Source organism: Novosphingobium sp. B1 (assembly GCF_900176395.1).
In the GTDB taxonomy this organism is placed as follows: domain Bacteria; phylum Pseudomonadota; class Alphaproteobacteria; order Sphingomonadales; family Sphingomonadaceae; genus Novosphingobium.
Genome location: NZ_FWXL01000002.1, coordinates 210745 through 230020, shown reverse-complemented (window position 1 = coordinate 230020; position 19276 = coordinate 210745). Strand labels below are relative to the sequence as shown.

15 protein-coding genes are annotated in these 19276 nt (G+C 65.4%); 14 read left to right on the top strand and 1 reads right to left on the bottom strand.

Going from position 1 to position 19276, the window contains the following annotated elements; genetic code table 11:
• Window positions 1–11: 11 nt before the first annotated feature.
• The 12 genes from B9A23_RS04595 to B9A23_RS04540 are packed head-to-tail and all read left to right on the top strand — an operon-like array spanning window position 12 to window position 16059.
• Window positions 12–1748 (top strand): CocE/NonD family hydrolase, encoded by a 1737-nt coding sequence (locus B9A23_RS04595; RefSeq protein ID WP_254894987.1) that lies wholly within the window; start codon window positions 12–14, stop codon window positions 1746–1748.
• A 54-nt stretch (window positions 1749–1802) separates the two neighbouring features.
• Window positions 1803–4505, top strand: a complete 2703-nt coding sequence (locus B9A23_RS04590) for a TonB-dependent receptor domain-containing protein (RefSeq protein WP_084277678.1) — start codon at window positions 1803–1805, stop codon at window positions 4503–4505.
• Between the two features lie 17 nt (window positions 4506–4522).
• Window positions 4523–5626: a CapA family protein gene (locus B9A23_RS04585; protein WP_254894986.1), complete on the top strand. Its 1104-nt coding sequence runs from the start codon at window positions 4523–4525 to the stop codon at window positions 5624–5626.
• A complete protein-coding gene (locus B9A23_RS04580; RefSeq protein ID WP_084277677.1) occupies window positions 5623–6072 on the top strand; it encodes a TRAP transporter small permease subunit in 450 nt (149 codons plus the stop codon). Before B9A23_RS04585 ends, B9A23_RS04580 begins: the two co-directional genes overlap by 4 nt.
• Window positions 6072–7379, top strand: a complete 1308-nt coding sequence (locus B9A23_RS04575; RefSeq protein WP_254894985.1) for a TRAP transporter large permease — start codon at window positions 6072–6074, stop codon at window positions 7377–7379. The genes B9A23_RS04580 and B9A23_RS04575 overlap by 1 nt, the downstream gene beginning before the upstream one ends.
• A 16-nt stretch (window positions 7380–7395) precedes the next feature.
• Complete coding sequence (locus tag B9A23_RS04570; protein ID WP_254895013.1) at window positions 7396–8274, top strand: hypothetical protein; 879 nt, start codon at window positions 7396–7398, stop codon at window positions 8272–8274.
• A complete protein-coding gene (locus B9A23_RS04565) occupies window positions 8271–10358 on the top strand; it encodes a CaiB/BaiF CoA-transferase family protein (RefSeq protein ID WP_139797323.1) in 2088 nt (695 codons plus the stop codon). Before B9A23_RS04570 ends, B9A23_RS04565 begins: the two co-directional genes overlap by 4 nt.
• Complete coding sequence (locus tag B9A23_RS04560; protein WP_084277675.1) at window positions 10355–11656, top strand: 2-hydroxyacyl-CoA dehydratase subunit D; 1302 nt, start codon at window positions 10355–10357, stop codon at window positions 11654–11656. Before B9A23_RS04565 ends, B9A23_RS04560 begins: the two co-directional genes overlap by 4 nt.
• A complete protein-coding gene (dctP, locus tag B9A23_RS04555; RefSeq protein WP_084277674.1) occupies window positions 11653–12684 on the top strand; it encodes a TRAP transporter substrate-binding protein DctP in 1032 nt (343 codons plus the stop codon). The genes B9A23_RS04560 and dctP overlap by 4 nt, the downstream gene beginning before the upstream one ends.
• A complete protein-coding gene (locus B9A23_RS04550; protein WP_084277673.1) occupies window positions 12681–13604 on the top strand; it encodes an alpha/beta hydrolase in 924 nt (307 codons plus the stop codon). Before dctP ends, B9A23_RS04550 begins: the two co-directional genes overlap by 4 nt.
• Window positions 13601–14776: a CaiB/BaiF CoA transferase family protein gene (locus B9A23_RS04545; protein WP_084277672.1), complete on the top strand. Its 1176-nt coding sequence runs from the start codon at window positions 13601–13603 to the stop codon at window positions 14774–14776. Before B9A23_RS04550 ends, B9A23_RS04545 begins: the two co-directional genes overlap by 4 nt.
• Window positions 14773–16059, top strand: coding sequence for an alpha/beta fold hydrolase (locus tag B9A23_RS04540; protein ID WP_084277671.1), 1287 nt, complete (start codon window positions 14773–14775; stop codon window positions 16057–16059). The genes B9A23_RS04545 and B9A23_RS04540 overlap by 4 nt, the downstream gene beginning before the upstream one ends.
• A 17-nt stretch (window positions 16060–16076) precedes the next feature.
• Here B9A23_RS04540 and B9A23_RS04535 read toward each other — a convergent pair whose 3' ends face one another.
• Window positions 16077–17003 (bottom strand): alpha/beta hydrolase, encoded by a 927-nt coding sequence (locus B9A23_RS04535; protein ID WP_254894984.1) that lies wholly within the window; start codon window positions 17001–17003, stop codon window positions 16077–16079.
• Between the two features lie 86 nt (window positions 17004–17089).
• Here B9A23_RS04535 and B9A23_RS04530 point away from each other — a divergent pair, with 86 nt between their 5' ends.
• Window positions 17090–18238, top strand: a complete 1149-nt coding sequence (locus tag B9A23_RS04530; RefSeq protein WP_254894983.1) for a CapA family protein — start codon at window positions 17090–17092, stop codon at window positions 18236–18238.
• A complete protein-coding gene (locus tag B9A23_RS04525) occupies window positions 18235–19263 on the top strand; it encodes a hypothetical protein (protein ID WP_084277670.1) in 1029 nt (342 codons plus the stop codon). Before B9A23_RS04530 ends, B9A23_RS04525 begins: the two co-directional genes overlap by 4 nt.
• Window positions 19264–19276: the final 13 nt, after the last annotated feature.

The window sequence follows — 19276 nt, the reverse complement described above, 5'->3', positions numbered from 1 at the left end:
GGGAGAGCATCGTGAAGGGATTCCGCGAACTTACGGGCGCCATCGTGGCGCTGGCCAGCGTGGCGACGCCAGTCGCTGCGGTTGCGGAAAGCTACCCCGATGTCGTGCGCACGTCGATATACGTGCCGGTTCGCGATGGTACGAAGCTGGCGGTCAATATCTACCGGCCCGCCAATGGCCAGGCCGCCGTGGCCGAGCGCCTGCCGGTGATCTTCTCGTTCACGCCCTATCGCGCGCGATTTATCGACAAGGACGGCAAGGTCGTTGAACTGGCGCTCGATGACCGGCTGGCCATGCGCTCGCTGATCCGGGCAGGTTACGTCGTGGCTACGGCAGACATTCGCGGCAAGGGCGCGTCCTTCGGGTATCGCCGGGGCTTTCAGGATCGCACGGAGGCCTACGACGGCTATGATCTGGTCGAGTGGCTCGCGCGCCAGCCGTTTTCGTCGGGCAAGGTCGGCATGATCGGCTGTTCCTACCTTGGCGGATCCACTTTCCATACCACATCTACCACACCGCCTTCGCTGAAGGCCGTGTTCATCGGCGCTTCCGACCTCGACAAGTACGCTTTCGTGCGGCGCGGCGGCATTCCGGCGCAGTTCAACACGCGTCCGGACGAGCCTGCCGAGGTCGATCTGGCGAGCATCCCGGTTGATGCCGATGGCAATGGAGCGATGCTGAAGGCCGCCGTTGCCGAACATGCCGCTAACACGCCGATGGCCCCGCTGTGGTACGGCATGCCCTATCGCGACAGCGTTTCGGTCATCACCGGCAACCAGTTCTGGAACGAGGTCGGGACCTTCAACTACCTCGACCGCATAAGGGCTGCCGGGATCGCCACCTATTTCTGGAGCAACTGGCAGGACGAGCCGACCGCGCAAGCCTTGCTCAGTGCCGCCAACTTGCCGGGATCGAAGTTCCTCGCCGGGCCCGGCAGCCATTGCGTGCCGCCGCCGGGCTTCGACTTTACCGGCGAGATCACCCGCTATTTCGACCATGCCCTGAAGGGCGCAGCCAATGGCATGGAATCCGCCCCGCGAGCGACTTACTGGCTAGAAGGTCTGGACGGGAAGGGCGGCTACGTGCGTTCCAGCCTGCTGCCCGGCGAAGGGGCGAAGCCGGTTTCCTGGTTCCTTGGCAATGGCAGGAGCGGCACGGCACGCTCAATTAACGATGGCCTGCTGGGAAGCGTGCCGTCAGGTGCTGGTGCCGACCGCTTTACCGTGAACTACGATTTGCCGGATCCTGAATACTTCGCGTTCTGGGCGCAGCCGATGGACGCAAATGGTCTGTCCTACACCACGCCCGCGCTGACTGCGCCGATGAAGTTGGTGGGCTTCCCCGTGGCGCGGCTGTCCGTCTCGGCCGACAAGACCGATGCCAACGTGTTCGTCTATCTCGACCAGGTTGATGCGAGCGGGAAGGCGGAAGTCGTGGCCTTTGGAAGGCTGGCCCTGTCCCACCGCAAGGAAGGCAAGGCCCCTTACGATACGATGGGCCTGCCGTGGCATTCCGGGATCAAGGCTGACGTTGCGCCGGTGCGGCCCGGACAGGCCGTGCGCGTCAACATCGACATGACGCCGGTATCGCGAGTGGTGCCCGCAGGCGCGCGGCTGCGGCTGACGGTGGCAGGCGCCGATCCGCGCCAGCGCAATCTCAAGGACATCCGCGTGACGCCCGCGCCGGTCATCACCGTGCATCGCGGCGGCGCCAATGCATCCCGGCTCGATCTGCCGGTAAACAACTGAACTTTCGTTGAAATGCAAAGCCGCATCGACGGCTCAGGGAAGGAGTAGGGGATTATGAAGGGCAAGAGGATCGGGGCCTCGCGGGCCATGCTGAAGCTGGGTTGCTGCGCGCTGGCCATCACGCTTTCAGGGGCGGCAATGGCGCAGGAAGCAGCACAGGAAACGCCCGATGAAGCAACGGCGAGCAATGCCGAGATCATCGTCACCGGCAGCCGCGTGCGTGGCGAGGCGCCGGTCGGCTCCACGGTCACGACGCTTGGCCGCAAGGAGATCGAGACTTCGAGCCAGGTCACCGTCGACCGCATGATCAAGGAAATCCCGCAGGTATTCGACCTTGGCGTTTCGGAAAACTCGCGCGGGCAATCGGGCGGCAGCGGCAACATCACCTATGGCAACTCGGTCAACCTGCGCGGCATCGGACCCTATGCCACACTGGTGCTGGTCGACGGGCACCGCGTAACCAACAACAGCCGCTCGATCGACCCCTCGGTCATTCCCTCGCTCGGCATCGAGCGGGTGGAAGTGGTGGCCGATGGCGCTTCGGCGATCTACGGGTCCGACGCGGTTGCCGGCGTCGTCAACCTGATCCCGCGCCGCTCGCTCGATGGCGGCGAGGTGTTCGCCCGCGCCGGTATTTCCAGCCGCGGCGATTTCCATGAATACACCCTTGGCGCAGCGCTCGGCAAAGTGTTCGAACGTGGCCAGATCATGGTTGCCTACGAGCATGTCGAACGCTCCAACCTGTCGGGTGACGACCGCAGCTTCTTCACCAGCGACCAGCGCGCATTTGGCGGCGGCGACTATCGCATCGTTCGTTGCACGCCGGGCAACATCAACGCCAACGGCACGACTTATGCTATTCCTGCCGGCGGCGTGACGCAGGCGACGGCCGGAGTGCTTGCCGCAGGCACGCTCAACAAGTGCGACGAGCTCGACAACCAGGACCTCATCCCGCGCCAGAAGTATGACTCGGTCAACAGCACGGGCCGCTATGAACTGACCGACTGGCTCGACGTGTTCTACGACGGCTTCTATTCGAAGCGCTCGTTCTATCGCACTTCGGCGTTCTCGAACGCGCGCCTGACGGTGCCGCAGACCAATGCCTTCTTCGTGCGTCCGGCCGGCTTCACCGGCACGAGCTATACGCTCGACTACAATTTCCGCTACGATCTGCCGACCAATGATTCGAGCGGTTATGCCCGCTCGTGGCAGATCACGCCGGGCCTTAAGGCAAAGCTGCCGGGCGGCTGGGAGGCCGAGGCCCTGTTTGGCTATGGCAAGACCAACGACTTCTCGGGCTCGTACTTCGGCGTGAACAACGCCGCGCTCAACGCTGCCCTTGCCAGCAGCAACCCGGCTACCGCATTCGATCCCTATGGCCTTGGCCGCACCAGCCAGAGCGTGCTCGAAACCATCGGCAACCAGATCTTCCTGGCGCCAACCAATGGCCGCTTGCGCACCTATGAAGCGCGCGTCAACGGGGGTCTGTTCGCGCTTCCGGGCGGCGAGGTTAAGCTGGCTGCGGGCTACGAACGGCAGGACTTCAAGGTCGCGCTGGGCTCTGCCCGTGGCAACCCGACGGTGCCGATTACCTTCCGCAACTTCGGCCGCAAGGTGGACTCGGTCTATGGCGAGTTGTTCATCCCGGTCTTCGGGCCCGATAACGCCACGGCCGGCATCCAGCGGCTCGAGATCAACGCCGCAGTTCGTTACGACAAGTACAGCGACGTCGGCGGGACCACCAATCCCAAATTCGGCGTGAACTGGGTGCCGGTCGAAGGGCTCAAGCTGCGCGGCAGCTACGGCACCTCGTTCCGTGCGCCGACGATCCCCGAAATCTACGGCAACTCGAACAACCTGTTCGGCCAGTCCTACCAGAACCCGGCAGGCGGTGCGCCGCTGCAGGGCTATGCCCTGTCAGGCCCGAACCTTGACCTGAAGCCCGAAACGGCATCGACCTGGTCAGTCGGCGCGGACTTCGATCCCACGTCGAACCTGCACTTTGCCGTCACCTACTGGGACGTGAACTACAAGAACCAGGTGCTGGCGAACCTTTCCAATCTCGCCATCCTTGGCACCGAGGCGCAATATGCCGGGACCGGCATCATCCTGCGGGGCGCCGATGCTGCCACTCGCGTCCAGCAACTGCTGGCACAGGGCGTGACGCTTGCCGGCGGCTCCTTCCCCGGCGGCAGCGCGGCGAACGTGACGCTGTTCGTCGATGGGCGCAGCCAGAACCTTGGTGTCTCGATCACACGGGGCATCGACTTCCTCGGCTCATGGCGTGCGGAATTCGGCACCGAGGACGCGCTGACCTTCAACGTCTCGGGCACGTATCTTACCAAGTACCGCGTCGCGCTGACACCCAAGGCCCCGTTGATCGACCGGCTCGACTTCATCTTCAATCCTCTCAAGTTCAAGGCGCGCGGCAGTGTGACCTGGGATCACGGCCCATTCAGTGCCCGTGTGCAGGCAACCCATGTCGGCGGGTACTTCAACAACCTCACCGTCGGCGGGCAGAAGGTGGGGAGCTACACGCCCGTCGATCTCAACCTGACCTTCCGCATCGGCGATCAGCGCGCGAGCGGCTTCTTCGAGCGCGGCATGACGCTAGGCCTTGAAGTGCGCAACGTGTTCGACACCGATCCGCCCTACGTGAACCTTGCCCCCAGCGGCAACGGCAGCGGCGGGTATGATGCCACGGCCAGCGATCCCATCGGACGGCTGTTTGCAGTAAGCCTGCGCAAGTCGTTCTGACAAGTGAAGGGCCCTAAGTGCTGAAGGCGATGACGATAGTGCTGGCGGGGGACCTCGTGCTCGACGAGCCGGACGCCCCCTATTGGCTGGCGGGCATCGCCCCGGCGTTGAAAGCGGCTGACCTTGCGGTGGGCCATCTCGAGGTGCCGCACACCTCGCGGGGACAGGAACTGCAAGGTGATGTTCCCGCGCCCGGTGCTCCGCCCGAGAATATCGCCGCCATCGCTGCGGCGGGGTTTCGCATGCTGAGCCTTGCCGGAAACCACATCACCGACTGCGGCGCGGAAGGGATTGCCGACACTCTCACGCTCATGACTGGGGCAGGTCTCGTCGGAGCGGGCGCAGGCCTGTCGCTGGCCGAGGCGCGCAAGCCGGCGATGATCGAGCGGTGCGGCAGGCGCGTTGCCCTGCTCAGTTACAATTGCGTCGGGCCGGAAAACAGTTGGGCCAGCGAAGCACAGGCGGGGTGCGCCTATCTGCAGATCGAAACCGCCGATGGTGCGCCGATTGCGCCTGCCGCCGATCTTGTCCGCGTGACGGAACAGGCGCTCGCAGTGCTCCGCGAGGACATCGCCGCCGTGCGCAAGAGCGCGGATCTGGTGCTGGTCGCGTTGCACAAGGGGGTAGTCCATACCCCGGCGCGGCTTGCGCCCTACGAGCGGGCGATCAGCCATGCGGCCATCGAGGCCGGGGCCGACGTCGTCATCGGCCACCACGCGCATATCGTGCGCGGGATCGAGTTTCATCGCGGCAAACCCATATTCCACGGGCTCGGCAACGGCTGCGTCGTCACCAGCGCTCTCAGCCCGGCACAGGACCATCCCGCCCGGCGCGAATGGGCGCAGCGGCGCAAGGTTATGTTCGGGTTCGAACCGGACCCGGCCTACACGCTGGCACCGTTCCATCCCGAGGCGGTCAACGCCATGCTCGGACGGTTGACGGTTCATGAGGATGGCCGGATCGAGGTTGGAATCACGCCGGTCGATGTGCTGGCGCCCGGGAGGCCAGTGCTGGCCGCGGGCGAGCGGAAAGCGCAGATCGCTCGATACATCGAAGACATCACGGAAAAGGCCGGACTGCCGCCGATCTCCATCAACGCTGACGGCGCGGTGACGGTATGAGCATGATGCGCAAGGGCATAACCCTGATCGGCGGCATCGCACTGCTTGGCGCAACCGCGACCGATACCGTTGCTGTGATCGGGCGGCACGTGGGCCTGCCATTGCGCGGCTCGATTGAACTGGTCCAGCTTTTCGTGCTCGTCGCCGGATCGCTGGCCTTGCTGGTAGCGACGGCAGAGCAGGCGCATGCGAAAGTGCATCTGGTGGTGGACCGCATGGGCGATGCCGGAAAGGCTGTCATGGCGCGGCTTTCCGGGCTGCTTGGGGCGGTGTTCTTTGCCGGGCTGCTCGCCGGATCGCTGTGGCTCATGGGAGATCTGTGGAGCGGGCATGAGGAGAGCGAACTGCTCGACATATCGTGGCGCTGGATGCGCGTGTTCGCCAACCTGACATTGCTGGCGACAATCGTTGTGCTGATCGGGCAGTCCATGCGGAGGCGCAAGTGATGTTCGCAACGCCCGCGACCGGAATTGTCGGTGTCCTGATCCTGTTTGCGCTGCTGCTCTCGGGCCTGCCCATCGGCGTGGCGCTGGGGCTGGTCGGCCTTGGCGGGCTGTGCCTGGTGCTTGGTCTCGAACCCGCGCTGATCAAGGGCGGGGTGGTGCTGGTAGATACGCTGACCCGCTACGAACTCGGCACCTTGCCGCTGTTCATGTTCATGGCGCACCTGTTCTTCTCCTCCAACGCCAGCCGCGACCTGTTCGATGCGGCGGCCAAGCTGGTCGGCCATCGGCGCGGCGGGCTGGCCTATGCTTCGGTCGGCGGGTGCGCAGGCTTTGGCGCAATCAACGGCTCAAGCCTTGCCACGGCGGCAACCATCGGCCTCGTCGCGCTGCCTGAAATGCGCAAGCGCGGCTATTCCGATGCTCTTGCCACTGGCACCGTGGCTGCGGGCGGCACGCTGGGGCAGATGATCCCGCCCTCGGGCGCGCTGATAGTGTTCGGTATCATTGCCGAACAGTCCATCGGCAAGCTGTTCACCGCCGCAATCGTACCGGGGCTAACCCAGGCGCTGCTGTATTGCGCGGTCATCTGGACCGCCGTGCGCCTGCGTCCGCACATCGCCCCTGCCAGCGAGCGCGCCTCGTGGGCCGAGCGGTGGCAGGCCATCGGCAGGATCGCCGACATGATCGTGCTGATCTCGCTCGTCATCGGCGGCATCGCGCTCGGCTGGTTCAGCCCGTCCGAGGCAGCCTCGATCGGCGCAGCAGGCGCCCTTGTCATCGCCGCGTGGCGCAAGCGCTTGAACCGCGCCATGATGATGCAGGCATTCGAGGAAACGCTGCGTACGAGCGGCCTCATACTCATGGTCATCATCGGTGCGCTGGTGTTCTCGGTCTTCGTCTCGGTAACAGGCCTGACCGATGCCATCGGCGCGTGGGTTACCGGTCTCGGGCTTGGTACGGTACCGACTCTGATCCTTGTCGCCGTAATCCTTCTGCTCCTCGGTTCGGTGCTCGATGGCCTTGCGCTGATGCTGCTGACAACGCCGATCCTGCTGCCGGTGGTGGAGGGCGTAGGCATGTCGGCCATCTGGTTTGGCATCTTCCTGTGCCGTGCGATGGAAATCGGCTTCGTCCATCCGCCCTTGGGCATGAACCTGTTCGTGATTCAGGGCGTGGCCAAGGACGTTTCCATAAACCGCATCTTCAAGGGCGTGCTGCCGTTCCTGGCGAGCGATCTCCTGCATCTCCTTATCCTGATCCTGTTCCCCGCCTTGGCGCTGGGGCTGCCAGAACTGCTGGCAAAATGACTCTGGGAAATTGACCATGCTTGCTTATGCCGGACCCAACCTGCCGCATGCCCTGCTCGAGGCATCCGGCCGCAATGCCGGACCGCTGACGTGGAACGTCGATCGCGCCATGCCCGCGGCGGAACGCTGGCTGGAAAGCAAGTTCGCGCCTTGGACGCGTTCGGTCCTGCAGGACTGGGCCGACGGCGCGCTCGATCACCTTGAAGCGGTGTTGTTTTCGCGCGCCGACGACAGTGCGCAGCGCCTGTACTACTACCTGTGCGAGCTGCAGCGGTCAGGCGCGATCAAGGGACCGGAACCCCTGATCCTGGATATTGCCAAGGGTCCGCGCGAAAGCAGCATTGCCCGCGATGAAGCCGCCTTGCGCAAGCTGGCTGCACGGCTGGGCGTGGATGAAGCAGCGCTCTCCGCAGCGATCGCGGCCGGAAACTGCGCGCAGCAAATCGCCTCGCCCAGTCCTGCTGGGCCGAACGTTTGCCTGATCGCTGGAAGCCCGCTGCCCGATGACCGCATGCACCGCATGATTGAGGGCGAAGGTTGGGCAGCGGTTGGTCGCACGCTTGCCGAAGTATGGCAGGATGTGGGGCCGCCGGTGGACGAAGGCGGCGATGCCTTTGTCGCGCTCGCCCGTCAGCTTCACGCCCGGCGCGTTGATACGCGTGGTTTCTTTGATCGCTCGGGCACGCTTGCCGAACGGGCCCTGGCGGTCGGTGTCGGAGCGGCGATTCTGTGGCTGATCGAGGAGGACGACACCACCGTCTGGCACCTGCCGGCCATGCGTGCCGCGCTCGAAGCACAAGGGCTGCCCGTCCTGGTCGCCACCCGCCGCGACTGGTCCTGCCGTGACGGGATCGATGCCGAAATCTCTGCTTTCCTTGCAGGAGTGTGCGCATGAAGCCGCTTGCCGGACATCGCGTTGCCGTACTTGGCGGCATGGCGGATCGCGCGCTCGCACGCTTTCTCGCATCACTCGGCGCGCAACTGGGCGGGTCGGTCGAAGGTGCGTCGTTCGTGATCGACGACCTTGGACTTGAAGGGCTTGAAGGCGTCAGCATTCCCGAAACGGCGGTGCACGTGTCGGTCACGCCGTTCGGGTCGGGCGGGCCACGCTCGGCTTGGAAGGGTGGCGAACTGGTTGCCTCGGCGATGGGCGGGGCCTTGCGCGTGACCGGCGAGCCCGGCTTGCCGCCGGTCAAGGAGGCCGGAGACGCCTGCACTTTCCATGCGGACATGGTTGCTGCGTCAGGCGCGCTCGCGGCGCACTATGCGCGCGGAACCCACGGCAAGGGCCAGCACGTCGACGTCTCGATCCAGCAGGTCGCCTTCAGCCGAAACTTCAATGGTGTGCTGGTGTGGCAGTTCGACAAGCGCAAGCTCGTGCGGGTCGGCGGCGCGCTCGCCTATGGCAAGGCCACGGTGCGCGCGATCTGGCGCCTGGCCGACGGGTGGTGCTTCCATTCGCTGATGACGGGCCGCCTGGGAGCGCCGGCCAACCAGGCGCTGTCCGATTGGATCGATGAGGTCGGCATGCCCAACCCCATGGCCGGGACCGACTGGCTTTCATACAACCGATCCACCCTGCCGGCGAAAACGCGCGCCGTCTGGGAGGCTGCGATCGCGGCCTTCTTCCTTTCGCGCAGCAAGCACGAGATCGCCACCGAGGGCTTGCGGCGCGGGATAAATGCCTGCGTGGCCAACGAACCGGCTGACGTTCTGGCGGACCCCCACCTTGCCGCGCGACAGTTCTTCGACACGAGCGATGGTCTGCCCGAACGCTTCGCCGCATTCCGCGAAGGCACCGGCCAGGTTGCCGCGCCAGCCGTCCACACCGGCACCCGCCCCGGACCGCTTTCGGGCGTCAAGGTGCTTGACTTCGCATGGGCGCTGCTCGGGTCGATCACCACCAAGACGCTGGGTGACCTCGGCGCCGAAATTGTGAAGATCGAGACACGCACCCGGCCCGATCTGGCGCGGCTCGATGTTCAGGTCTCGGCCTCGAAGCCCGGAAACTGGGACGACAAGCCGTGGTTTTCGCACCTCAACACCTCCAAGCGCAGCCTTTCGCTAAACATGAAGAAGCCCGAGGCGCGCGAGCTGATCGATCCGCTTGTCGACTGGGCCGACGTGGTGGTGGAGAACTTCTCGCCGGGCACGATGGCCGAGTTGGGGCTTGACTACGACAGCCTTGCCGCCCGTAATCCCGGCATCGTCATGGTTTCGGGCAGCGTGTTCGGCCAGACCGGGCCAATGGCGCAGGAATGGGGCGTCGATGGCACCGGCGGTGCGCTGTCGGGCCGGACCTACCTGACGGGCTGGCCGGATCGCGATCCGGTGATTCCCGGCGCGGTGCCGTTCGGTGACGTGATCGTGCCCTACGTCATGGCGGCTGGGGTTGCAGGCGCGCTGCAGTATCGGCGCGAGACCGGGCGCGGCTGCCATATCGATGCTTCGATGTACGAGATCTGCGTCCAGCAGATGCGCGACTATCTTGCACAGGCAAAGCGCGGCGAGCGGCCACAACGCAGGGGCAATGCCGATGCGCGGGTGTTCTGGCAGGATGTGCTGCCCGCTTCCGGTGAGGATCGCTGGGTCGCAGTCTCCTGCCCCACCGAGGCTGACCACGCCAGGCTGCTGGCGATCACCGGTGGCGATCCCGCCGCATGGACCGCTGCGCGGCAGGACCACGCCATTGCCGCCGAGCTTCAGGCCCAGGGCATCGCCTGCGGGGTGGTGCAGGATTGCGAGGACATGATCGAGATCGATGCCCAGTTGATCGGGCGCGGCGCACTGGTCACGCTCGACCACCCGCTGCTCGGGCCGTTCGGCCACATCGCCACGCCGCTGCAATTCTCGCGGGATCAGTTCCACCCCTTCCGCGCGCCCGGCATGGGCGAGCATGTCCATGAAATCGCCCGCGATCTGTGCGGCCTGTCAGAGGCCCGGATCGCCGAACTCGAACAGGCAGGAGTCTTCCAGTGAGCGCCGAACCCACCACGAAACCGTCGGGCCAGCGCAGCCGCAAGGATCTTGCCTGCACTGCTGCGGCCAGCGCCTACCAGAAGCAGTTCGGCGCAGACCTCAGGCGCCGCGTGGTGGACGAGGGCGAGCCCTTTGCCATCGTCCAGGCCGATACCCCGCACGAGATATTCCACGTTATGGGCATTCCCATCATCACGAACCAGTGGTGGTCTGCCTACATCTCGGCCAAGCAGCTTTCTAACCACTATTTCGAAGTGATGGCGCAGGCCGGTTACCCCAAGAACAGCTGCAAGTACTGCTCGCTCGGCCTTGCCTGCACGCTGGCCAACGATCCCAAGACCGCGCCGTGGGGCGGCCTGCCCAAGCCCACGGTACTCGTCGCCCGGATGACCTGCGATTGCATCCAGCACGTGTTCGGGCAATGGGCCGATGCGCTGGACAGCGAATTCTTCCCGATGGAAGCGCCGGCGTGGGAGCACAAGGATCCGCGCTGGTTCGCTCACTCGAAGGACCAGTGGGAACAGGTCTACGATGCCGATCGCATCGCGCTCGCCGTCTCGGAAATGCGCGACCTGATCGCGCTGCTCGAGAACCGTACGGGGCGCAAGTTCGACGAGGCAAAGCTCCATTACCTGATGGAGCGCATCAACGAGCAGGAAGGCTATATCTGGGAAGCGGCACAGGCCATCGGCAAGGCGCGGCCCTGCCCGGTCTCGATTGCCGAACAGATGCCCAACACGATGATCCCGCAGTGGCATCGCGGCTCGGACTGGGCGGTAGGCCATGCCAAGCGCTTCCGTGACGAGGTGATTGAGCGCATCGTGGCGGGCGAGGGTACAGCCGCCAACGAGAAGATCCGCCTGATGTGGATCGGTGCGGGGGTGTGGCATGATCCCGGGTTCTACCAAGCGCTGGAAGAGCGCATGGGCGCGGTGTTCGTCTGGTCGATGTACATGCCGTTTGCCGGGCCGCAGTATATCCGCGAAGTGCAGGGCCGTCCGATGGAGGCGCTCGCCAGCCGCATCTGCTCGATGAACGAGGTGCTGCACCTGCCGCCATGGATGAACGGGTGGATGACCAGCGAGGCCGAGCGCTGCGGCATCGATGCCTGCGTCGTGCTGCTGCCGCCGGAGAACCGCTTGTCGCAATCGGGCACAAAGATCACTGCGGAGGCGCTCGAAAAGGCGGGCGTGCCGGTTCTGATGATCGACGCCGACATGGTCGATGCCGGCAATTGGGATCACGACAGGATGGTCGGCATGGTAGCCGAGTTCCTGCAGAAGCGAGGGCTCGCGTGAGGCTTTTCGCCACCCTTCTGCTCCTGCTCCTGGCTGCCTGTGCGCGCCCGGCCGATCCGGACGTCACTGAACTGACCTACGCATCGCCCTATACGCCGGGGCATCCGTTCTCGAAGGCGGATCAGGAATGGATGGCCTTCATCGAGAAGCGCTCCAACGGACGCATCCGCATCAAGCCGGTGTGGTCGGGCGCGTTGCTTTCGTCGGACATGTCGATGGAGGAACTGCGCCATGGCGTGGCAGATATCGGCCTGATCACTCCGATCTATGTGCGCGGTGGCACCCACCTGCTACGCATTCAGACCGGGTTCTATCAGGGCGCAGACAGCGTGGAATCGCAGGTGGCGCTCTATGATTGCATCGTTCGGGCAAACCCGCAGGTGGCCAAGGAACTGGCCGGCCTGAAAGTCCTCGCCGTGCAGGGTGGCACGCTGCCAGGGCTGATCACGACCAACCGTCAGGTGCGCAACCTTGCGGACATGAAAGGCCTGCGCATCCGTGCCCCGACCGAGCTGCTTAGCGTCTTGGATTCTCTCGGCGCTGACCCGGTGAACATGCCGATGGGTGAGGTCTATTCGGCCATGGCCAAGGGCGTGATCGACGGCGTGATTGCACGCGAAGACACCTTCAAGTCGCTGCATTTCGCCGAAATCTCGAAGCACTTCTATCAGATCGCCGTGCCGCGTGGCGCCTATCCAGCCCGCGCGATGAGCGAGAGGCGCTGGAACGCATTGTCCGAGGTCGATCGCCAGATCCTGACCGAGGGCATTGCCGTGTGGGAAGCGGCGCTGGCTCGCCAAGTCCGCGCGGCGGTTGAAAAGGGCAAGGCCGAAGCGGTCGCTGCGAAGATTTCCTTCAGTCCTGCCAGTGCCCGCGATCAGCATCGCTTCGATGCAACCTACCTGCGCGATTCCGAGGCCAACGCGCGCGCGCTTGCAACTTTCGGCATCGATGGCGAGGCAGCGTTCCGTTCGGCCCGCGCCGCAGTGAAGGGGCGGGACCAGATCACATGCGGGAGTGGTACATGAAGCTCCTGACGACGCTCGCCATCATGATCGCGCTCAACGTGGCGCCAGCCTCCGCCGAAACACAAGGCGTCTGGGCGATCGGCGCTCCTGCCGGATCTGGCGGCATGCCCGCCATTGCGCAAGGCCGTGCCGATGCACCCGGCTACACGATCTACCGTCCCGCCCGTTGGCCCAAGCAGAGCCTTCCGCTCGTTCTCTGGGGTAACGGCGGCTGCCGCGACAACGGCCTCTCGGCCAGCCACTTCCTGCGGGAAATCGCGAGCCACGGCTATCTCGTCGTCGCCAACGGTGCCCCGCGCGAGGAGCGGCCAGTGCTTGACGCGCTCCCTCCGGCCAACGGCCCGCGACCAACCGGTGCTCCGCCATCCCGCGCAACGCCGGATGAAACGCAGGTAAGCCAGTTGCTCGGCGCAATCGAGTGGGTCAGGGGCAGCGACTTTGCGCGCCATGCCGATCTTTCGCGCATTGCCGTCATGGGGCATTCCTGCGGCGGCCTGCAGGCCCTCAAGGCTGCTGCCGATCCGCGCATCGACGCGGTCGTCGCCTTCAACAGTGGGGTCTACGTGCGCGCCGGTTCAGGCCTCAGCGGCGTGGGCATAACCAAGGACGACCTCGCCAAGCTGCACACGCCCGTCGCCTACATCCTCGGCGGCCCCGACGATATCGCCTACCCCAACGGGACTGACGACGTTGCCCGCATCGCCCATGTGCCGGTGTTCTTCGCCAACTCGCCCATAGGGCACGGCGGCACCTTAGGCCTAACCAACGGCGGCGATTATGGCCGCATCGGCGCGGCGTGGCTCGATTGGCAATTGAAGCGCAAGCCGAGGGCAGGCGCAATGTTTACCGGCCCCGACTGCGGGCTGTGCAAGGACAAGCAATGGACCGTGGTCCGCAAGCAATTTCCGGAGAAGCCATGAATTCGCCTTCTGTCACCGGCCCGCTCTCCGGCATTCGGATTGCCGACTTCAGCCATGTCATGGCCGGGCCATACGCTTCGCACCTGCTGCGGATGATGGGGGCCGAGGTCATCAAGATCGAGCCGAAGGGCGGCGACGGCTTCCGCAACTATGGTGCCGACCGCCGCTACGACGGGATGTCGCCTGCCTTCATCGCCGCCAATGCCGGCAAGAAGTCGATCGCCCTCGATCTCAAGGATGAGGCCGATCTTGCCATTGCCAGGGGCGTGATCGCCCGGTCTGATGTATTGCTCGAAAACTTCCGCCCCGGCGTGATGGCGCGGCTCGGCCTGGGCTACGAGGCGGCGTGCGATCTGCGCCCCGATCTGATCTACTGCTCGGTCTCCGGCTATGGCCAGGACGGCCCCCACCGCGATTGGCCCGCCATCGACAACATCGTGCAGGCTACCAGCGGCATGATGATGCTCAGCGGCGACGAGGGCGATCCACCGGTGCGCGTGGGCTTCCCCATCGTCGATACGCTGACCGGGCAGACCGCAGCCATGGCGATCCTCGGCGCACTTATGCAACGGGAGCGTGGCGGCGGCGGCAGCAAGCTCGATGTATCGATGTTCGATGCCAGCCTTGCCTTCATGACCTCGGCGCTGACGCCGTTCCTGGTCACAGGCAAGCCGATGAGCCGCATGGGCAATACCGGCTACAGCGGGCTGCCGACGGCGTCTCTGTTCAGCACGCGCGATGGCCGGCAGATCTCGCTTGGTGTCGTTCAGCCCCCGCAGTTCACAGCGCTGGCCCGCGAACTCGGGCATGAGGAATGGCTGAGCGACGAGGCTTTCGCCACACCCGATGCCCGCCGCGCCAACTTCGGCGCAATGCACGCCGCGCTTTCCGCAGTCTTCGCAACGGGCGATGCCGCGGACTGGGAGCGGCGGCTCAGCAACGCCGGCATTCCTTGCGGCATGGTGCGCCGGGTAGATGAGGCCGGCGCGCTGGCTGGTGAAGGTGCCTTGCTCGACGTTGAAATCCCCGGCCTGCCGCAAGAGAACGTGCAGATACCGGGACCCGGCTATCGGGTCGCCGGGCAATCGGCTCCGGTTCTCGCCGCGCCGCCCCGGCTCGATGCCGACCGCGCCGAAATCATCGCCTGGCTGGCGCAGGACGCTGTCGCGTGAAGTCGCGACTGCTCCTGGCATCGCTCGCACTACTCGCTGCACCGCTCTGCGCGCAGGACGCGCCGCCGCAGCCGCGCATTCTCGATGGCGTGCTGCCCGGCGGGGCGAAGTGGCAGGCAATGGTGCCCGCCAACTTCAACGGCAGCCTGCTGCTGTGGAGCCATGGCTATTCGCCGCGGATCGATCCGGCCGAGCCAGCACCCGCACAATATCGCGATCTGCTCCTCGCCAGGGGCTATGCGCTGATTGCTTCAGACTATGGCGCAGGCGGATGGTCGCTCGAACAGGCTGTCCCGGCGCAGCGTGCCACGGTCGAAGCCTTCGCCGCGCGAGAGGGACGGCCCGCACGCGTGCTGGCCTGGGGCTCGTCGATGGGCGGCCTGATCTCTACCGCGCTGGCCGAACAGGACAGGCCGGTGATTGACGGCGCGCTGGCGATGTGCCCCTCGATCGGTGGCGCGGTCGGCATGATGAACATGGGGCTCGACGGCGCCTTCACCACGGCCACACTGATCGCGCCCAATTCCGGGCTGTCGCTGGTCAACGTCGCCGACGACATGGCCAATGGCCGCAAGGCCATGGCGGCGATAGACGCTGCTCTCCAGACCCAAGAGGGCAGGGCGCGGATCGCGCTGGCCGGCGTGCTTGGCGGCATTCCCGGCTGGACCCGGCCCGAACGCCCGGAGCCCGCAGCCGACGATGTAGAGGCGCAAGTCGACGAGATTGCCGCAACGCTGGTCATGGGCACCTTCATGCCGCGCAACGATCAGGAGGGCCGCGCCGGCGGCGCGTTCTCGTGGAACACGGGCGTCGATTATGCCCGGCAACTGGATCGTTCGGGACGCCGCCCTTTCGTCGAGGCCATGTACCACAAGGCGGGGCTCAGGCTGGACCGTGATCTGGCGACCCTTGCAAGAACGCCGCGCATCACTGCCAAGCGAGCGGCGGTGCGTTACATGTTGCGCCACTACACGCCCAGTGCCCGTCCGCGCGTGCCGCTTGTTTCTCTGCAGGCCGTGGGTGACGGACTGACCTCGCCCTCGCTGCAGCGCGCCTATGCCGATGCTGCGCCGCGCGCGATGATGCAGCCGCTGTGGCACAAGGGCGCAGGCCATTGCCGCCTGCCGCCCGAACAGGTGCTTGCGGCGATTGCGCATCTCGAACAGCGCCTCGCTTCGGGCAAGTGGCCTTCACGCCCGGCACAGTTCGTCGACCACACGCCGCCGCCGATGCTGCGTCCCTGCGTACGGCAGGAGGGCCCCTCGGGCCCCCGCTGCCGCTAGCGTCCTGGCGTCCGGTGTCAGTCGATCTTCTTCTTTTCGATCGTCCAGCCCGGCACCACGCAAAGGCGGCAATTGCTGCCGGTGAAACTGCGCGCCGCCGCCTTGTCGCCGCGAAGCTGCCAGTCCAGCCAGTCCACAGCGATACCCGCCACTGCACCGCCGTTGGCCGTGCGGAAGGTTCCGCCATGACCGACAGGCAGCTGCACGAGCGTCGCCGGAACCTTGTCGATCCGCTTGAAATCGTCGGTGCCGTTCGGGAAGGCGATGTCATCCGGCCCGCCCAGAACATAGAGCACAGGGGTGTGCAGCTTATCCAGCATGGCCTTGTTCACGGTGATGCCGCGAATGGGGTTGGTGCCATCTGTGAACACGCCGCTGTTGTGGACCAGCACCGTGCGAATGCGTGGGTCGGGCGCAAGTTCGAGCGCTTGCAAGCCGCCGCAACTGTGCCCGGCAACGGCAAGCGCCCTGGTGTCAATCTTGCCATGAAGCGCACTGCCCTTGCGGGCATTCTCAGCCAGGGCCCAGTCGAGGCCCGCCTTGACGTCGGCACTTGTCGTCGCAACCGGCGGCAACTGGCCGGACTTGTCCGGCGCCCGCGGTTCGCGCTTCTTCGTCGCCCCCGGGCCGCTCATGATCTCGCCCGGCGCGATGACGACGTAGCCGTGGCTGGCAATCTCGATCAGGTGCTGTCGCGCGCTGGCACCATCGGCACTGCATCCGCCATTGCCCCACACAAGCACACCCAACGCCCGCGACTTCGCAAGGTCGGCGGGGCGGTAGATCACGTGCGCGGGCAGGCTTGGCTCCTGCACCATGATCGAAGGCCAGGGTCCAGTGCCCGGCCCGAGCGGCATTTCCTCGGCCATGCCGGATTGCTCCTGCGCTGCCAGCGGCGTTGCAACAATGCACAGGGCCAGGGCGGCGGCGATCGTGTTTTTCAAGCAGTCCTCCATCATGTCGACGCCATATTTGTCCAACATATTCGCTTATGCAAGCGCTTGCGTAAATCGCCGGTCGCATTTAAGCAATGTCGCATAACAATGAAGGGAGAGGCGTGATTCACACCGTGCTGGCCACTGGCGATCTCGCGATGGACCGCGATGCTTACGACGCCTGCTTTGCCGGGACGGCCGATCTCCTGCGCGCTGCAGACCTCACGTTCGGCCAACTCGAAACCAGCTTTGCCGAAAGGGGCGTGCGCTTGCCACAGGCGCGCCATGCCGTACTCGCTCGCCCGGAAGGGGCCGCAGCGCTCGGCCGCGCCGGCTTCGACGTCATTTCGATGGCCGGCAACCACGTAATGGACTGGGGCCACGAAGCTTTCTTCGAAACGCGCCGTCACCTCGAAAGTGCGGGCATGAGCGTGGTCGGGGCAGGGGCCAACATCATCGAGGCCCGCCGCCCGGTGATCCGCACGCTCGGCGATGGCACGCGCGTCGCCTTCCTCGCCTATTCCAGCATCCTGCCGCATTCCTACTGGGCTGACGAGCGTCGCCCCGGCTGTGCGCCGATGCGCGCGTTCACCGTCTACGAGCAGATCGAGCACGATCAGCCCGGCACGCCGGCCCGGGTCCACACCTATCCCCACCGCGAAGACCTGGCTGCGATGAAGGCCGACATCCGCGCCGCGAAGGCCGAGGCCGACGTCGTGCTCGTCTCGCACCACTGGGGCATCCACTTCGTGCGCGCGGTCATCGCCGATTATCAGCGCGATGTAGCCCGCGCCGCGATCTCTGCCGGAGCCGACGCGATCTTCGGGGGCCACGCCCACATCCTCAAGGGGTGCGAACTGATCGGTGGCAAGCCGGTGTTCTACTCGCTGTGCAACTTCGCCACCGACCTCGCGATGGATGAAGCCCACGCCAATTCCAAGAGCTTCAACGAAATCCGGGCGCTTGCCGAGGAATGGGAGCCGGATTTCGAGAGCCTCTACAACTTCCCCAAGGCCGCGCGCCTGTCGATGATCGCGCGGCTGGAAATCGCCGGCGGCAAGGTGCTGCGCGCCGGGCTGCTGCCGCTTGTAATCGGTCGCGATGCCGTACCCCGCCTTGCCGAGCCGGGCAGCGAGGATCATGCCGCCGTCATCGATTACCTCGCCGCCGTCACCGAGGAAGCCGGCCTCAATGGCCGCTACCGGCTGGCCGATGGCATGGTCTTACTGGAGCAGGCGGCATGAAGGCGCGTCAGTCCGCCTTTCCGCTCGAGGGCTACGTCCTGCTTTACCTGCTGGCGTACTTGCCGAACGTGATCGTGACCAAGCTTGTCACCTCCACCCCGCACGCCGGTCTTGGCCGGCCGCTGACCGGCCTTGAAACGCTGCCCGCCTCGCTGATCATCAACATGGTGCTGACGTGGGGCTTCATCTGGCTGTCAGGCTGGCACCGTGATGCCAACAAGATCGCGCTCGGCCCGATCCGCCTGCCATTCCCCACGTTCTACACGTTCCTGTCAGGCCTCGGCACCTCGCTGGTGCTGTTCACCGTGCCGCTCAGCTTCACCATCCCCGACGTCAGCATTCCCTTCATCCAGCTTGTCATGCGCGGCGATATCCTGATCATCGCGCCGCTGGTGGATGTGATGTTCGGCCGCCGCGTCCGCTGGTGGAGCTGGACCGCGCTGGCCATGGTGCTGTTCGCGCTGCTCATCACCCTGTCCGACCGGGGCGGCCTCAAGCTGCCGCCGATCGCAATCCTCACCGTCGTGCTCTACACGCTGGGTTATTTCCTGCGCCTGTTCGTGATGACCAAGATCTCGAAGAGCGGCGATCCAGCGTCGGTAAGGCGTTATTTCGTCGAGGAAAAGATGATCGCGCTGCCGATGTCGGTGGTGATCCTCGCTGCCATTTCGGCAAGCGGCATCGGCGGGCAGTCCGGCGAACTCGCCTGGGGCTTCATCGGTGTGTGGAGTGATCCGGTGCTGCTCGACCTGTTCTGGATCGGCGCGACGCTGACCGTGATCTCCGTGCTGGCTATCATCATCCTGCTGGACCCGCGCGAGAACGCCTATTGCGTGCCGCTGGAACGTGCGGCCAGCCTTGTTGCGGGGATCGGCGGGTCGGTCCTGCTCGCCTGGTTCTGGGGCGTGAAGATGCCGCGCGAGGCCGAACTGATCGGCGCAGGCGTCCTCGTCGGCGCCATTGTCCTGCTGTCGCTCGCCCCGCGCCTGTCAGCCAGGCGCCAGGCACACAGCGAATCCGCCTGATTGCAATGATTTG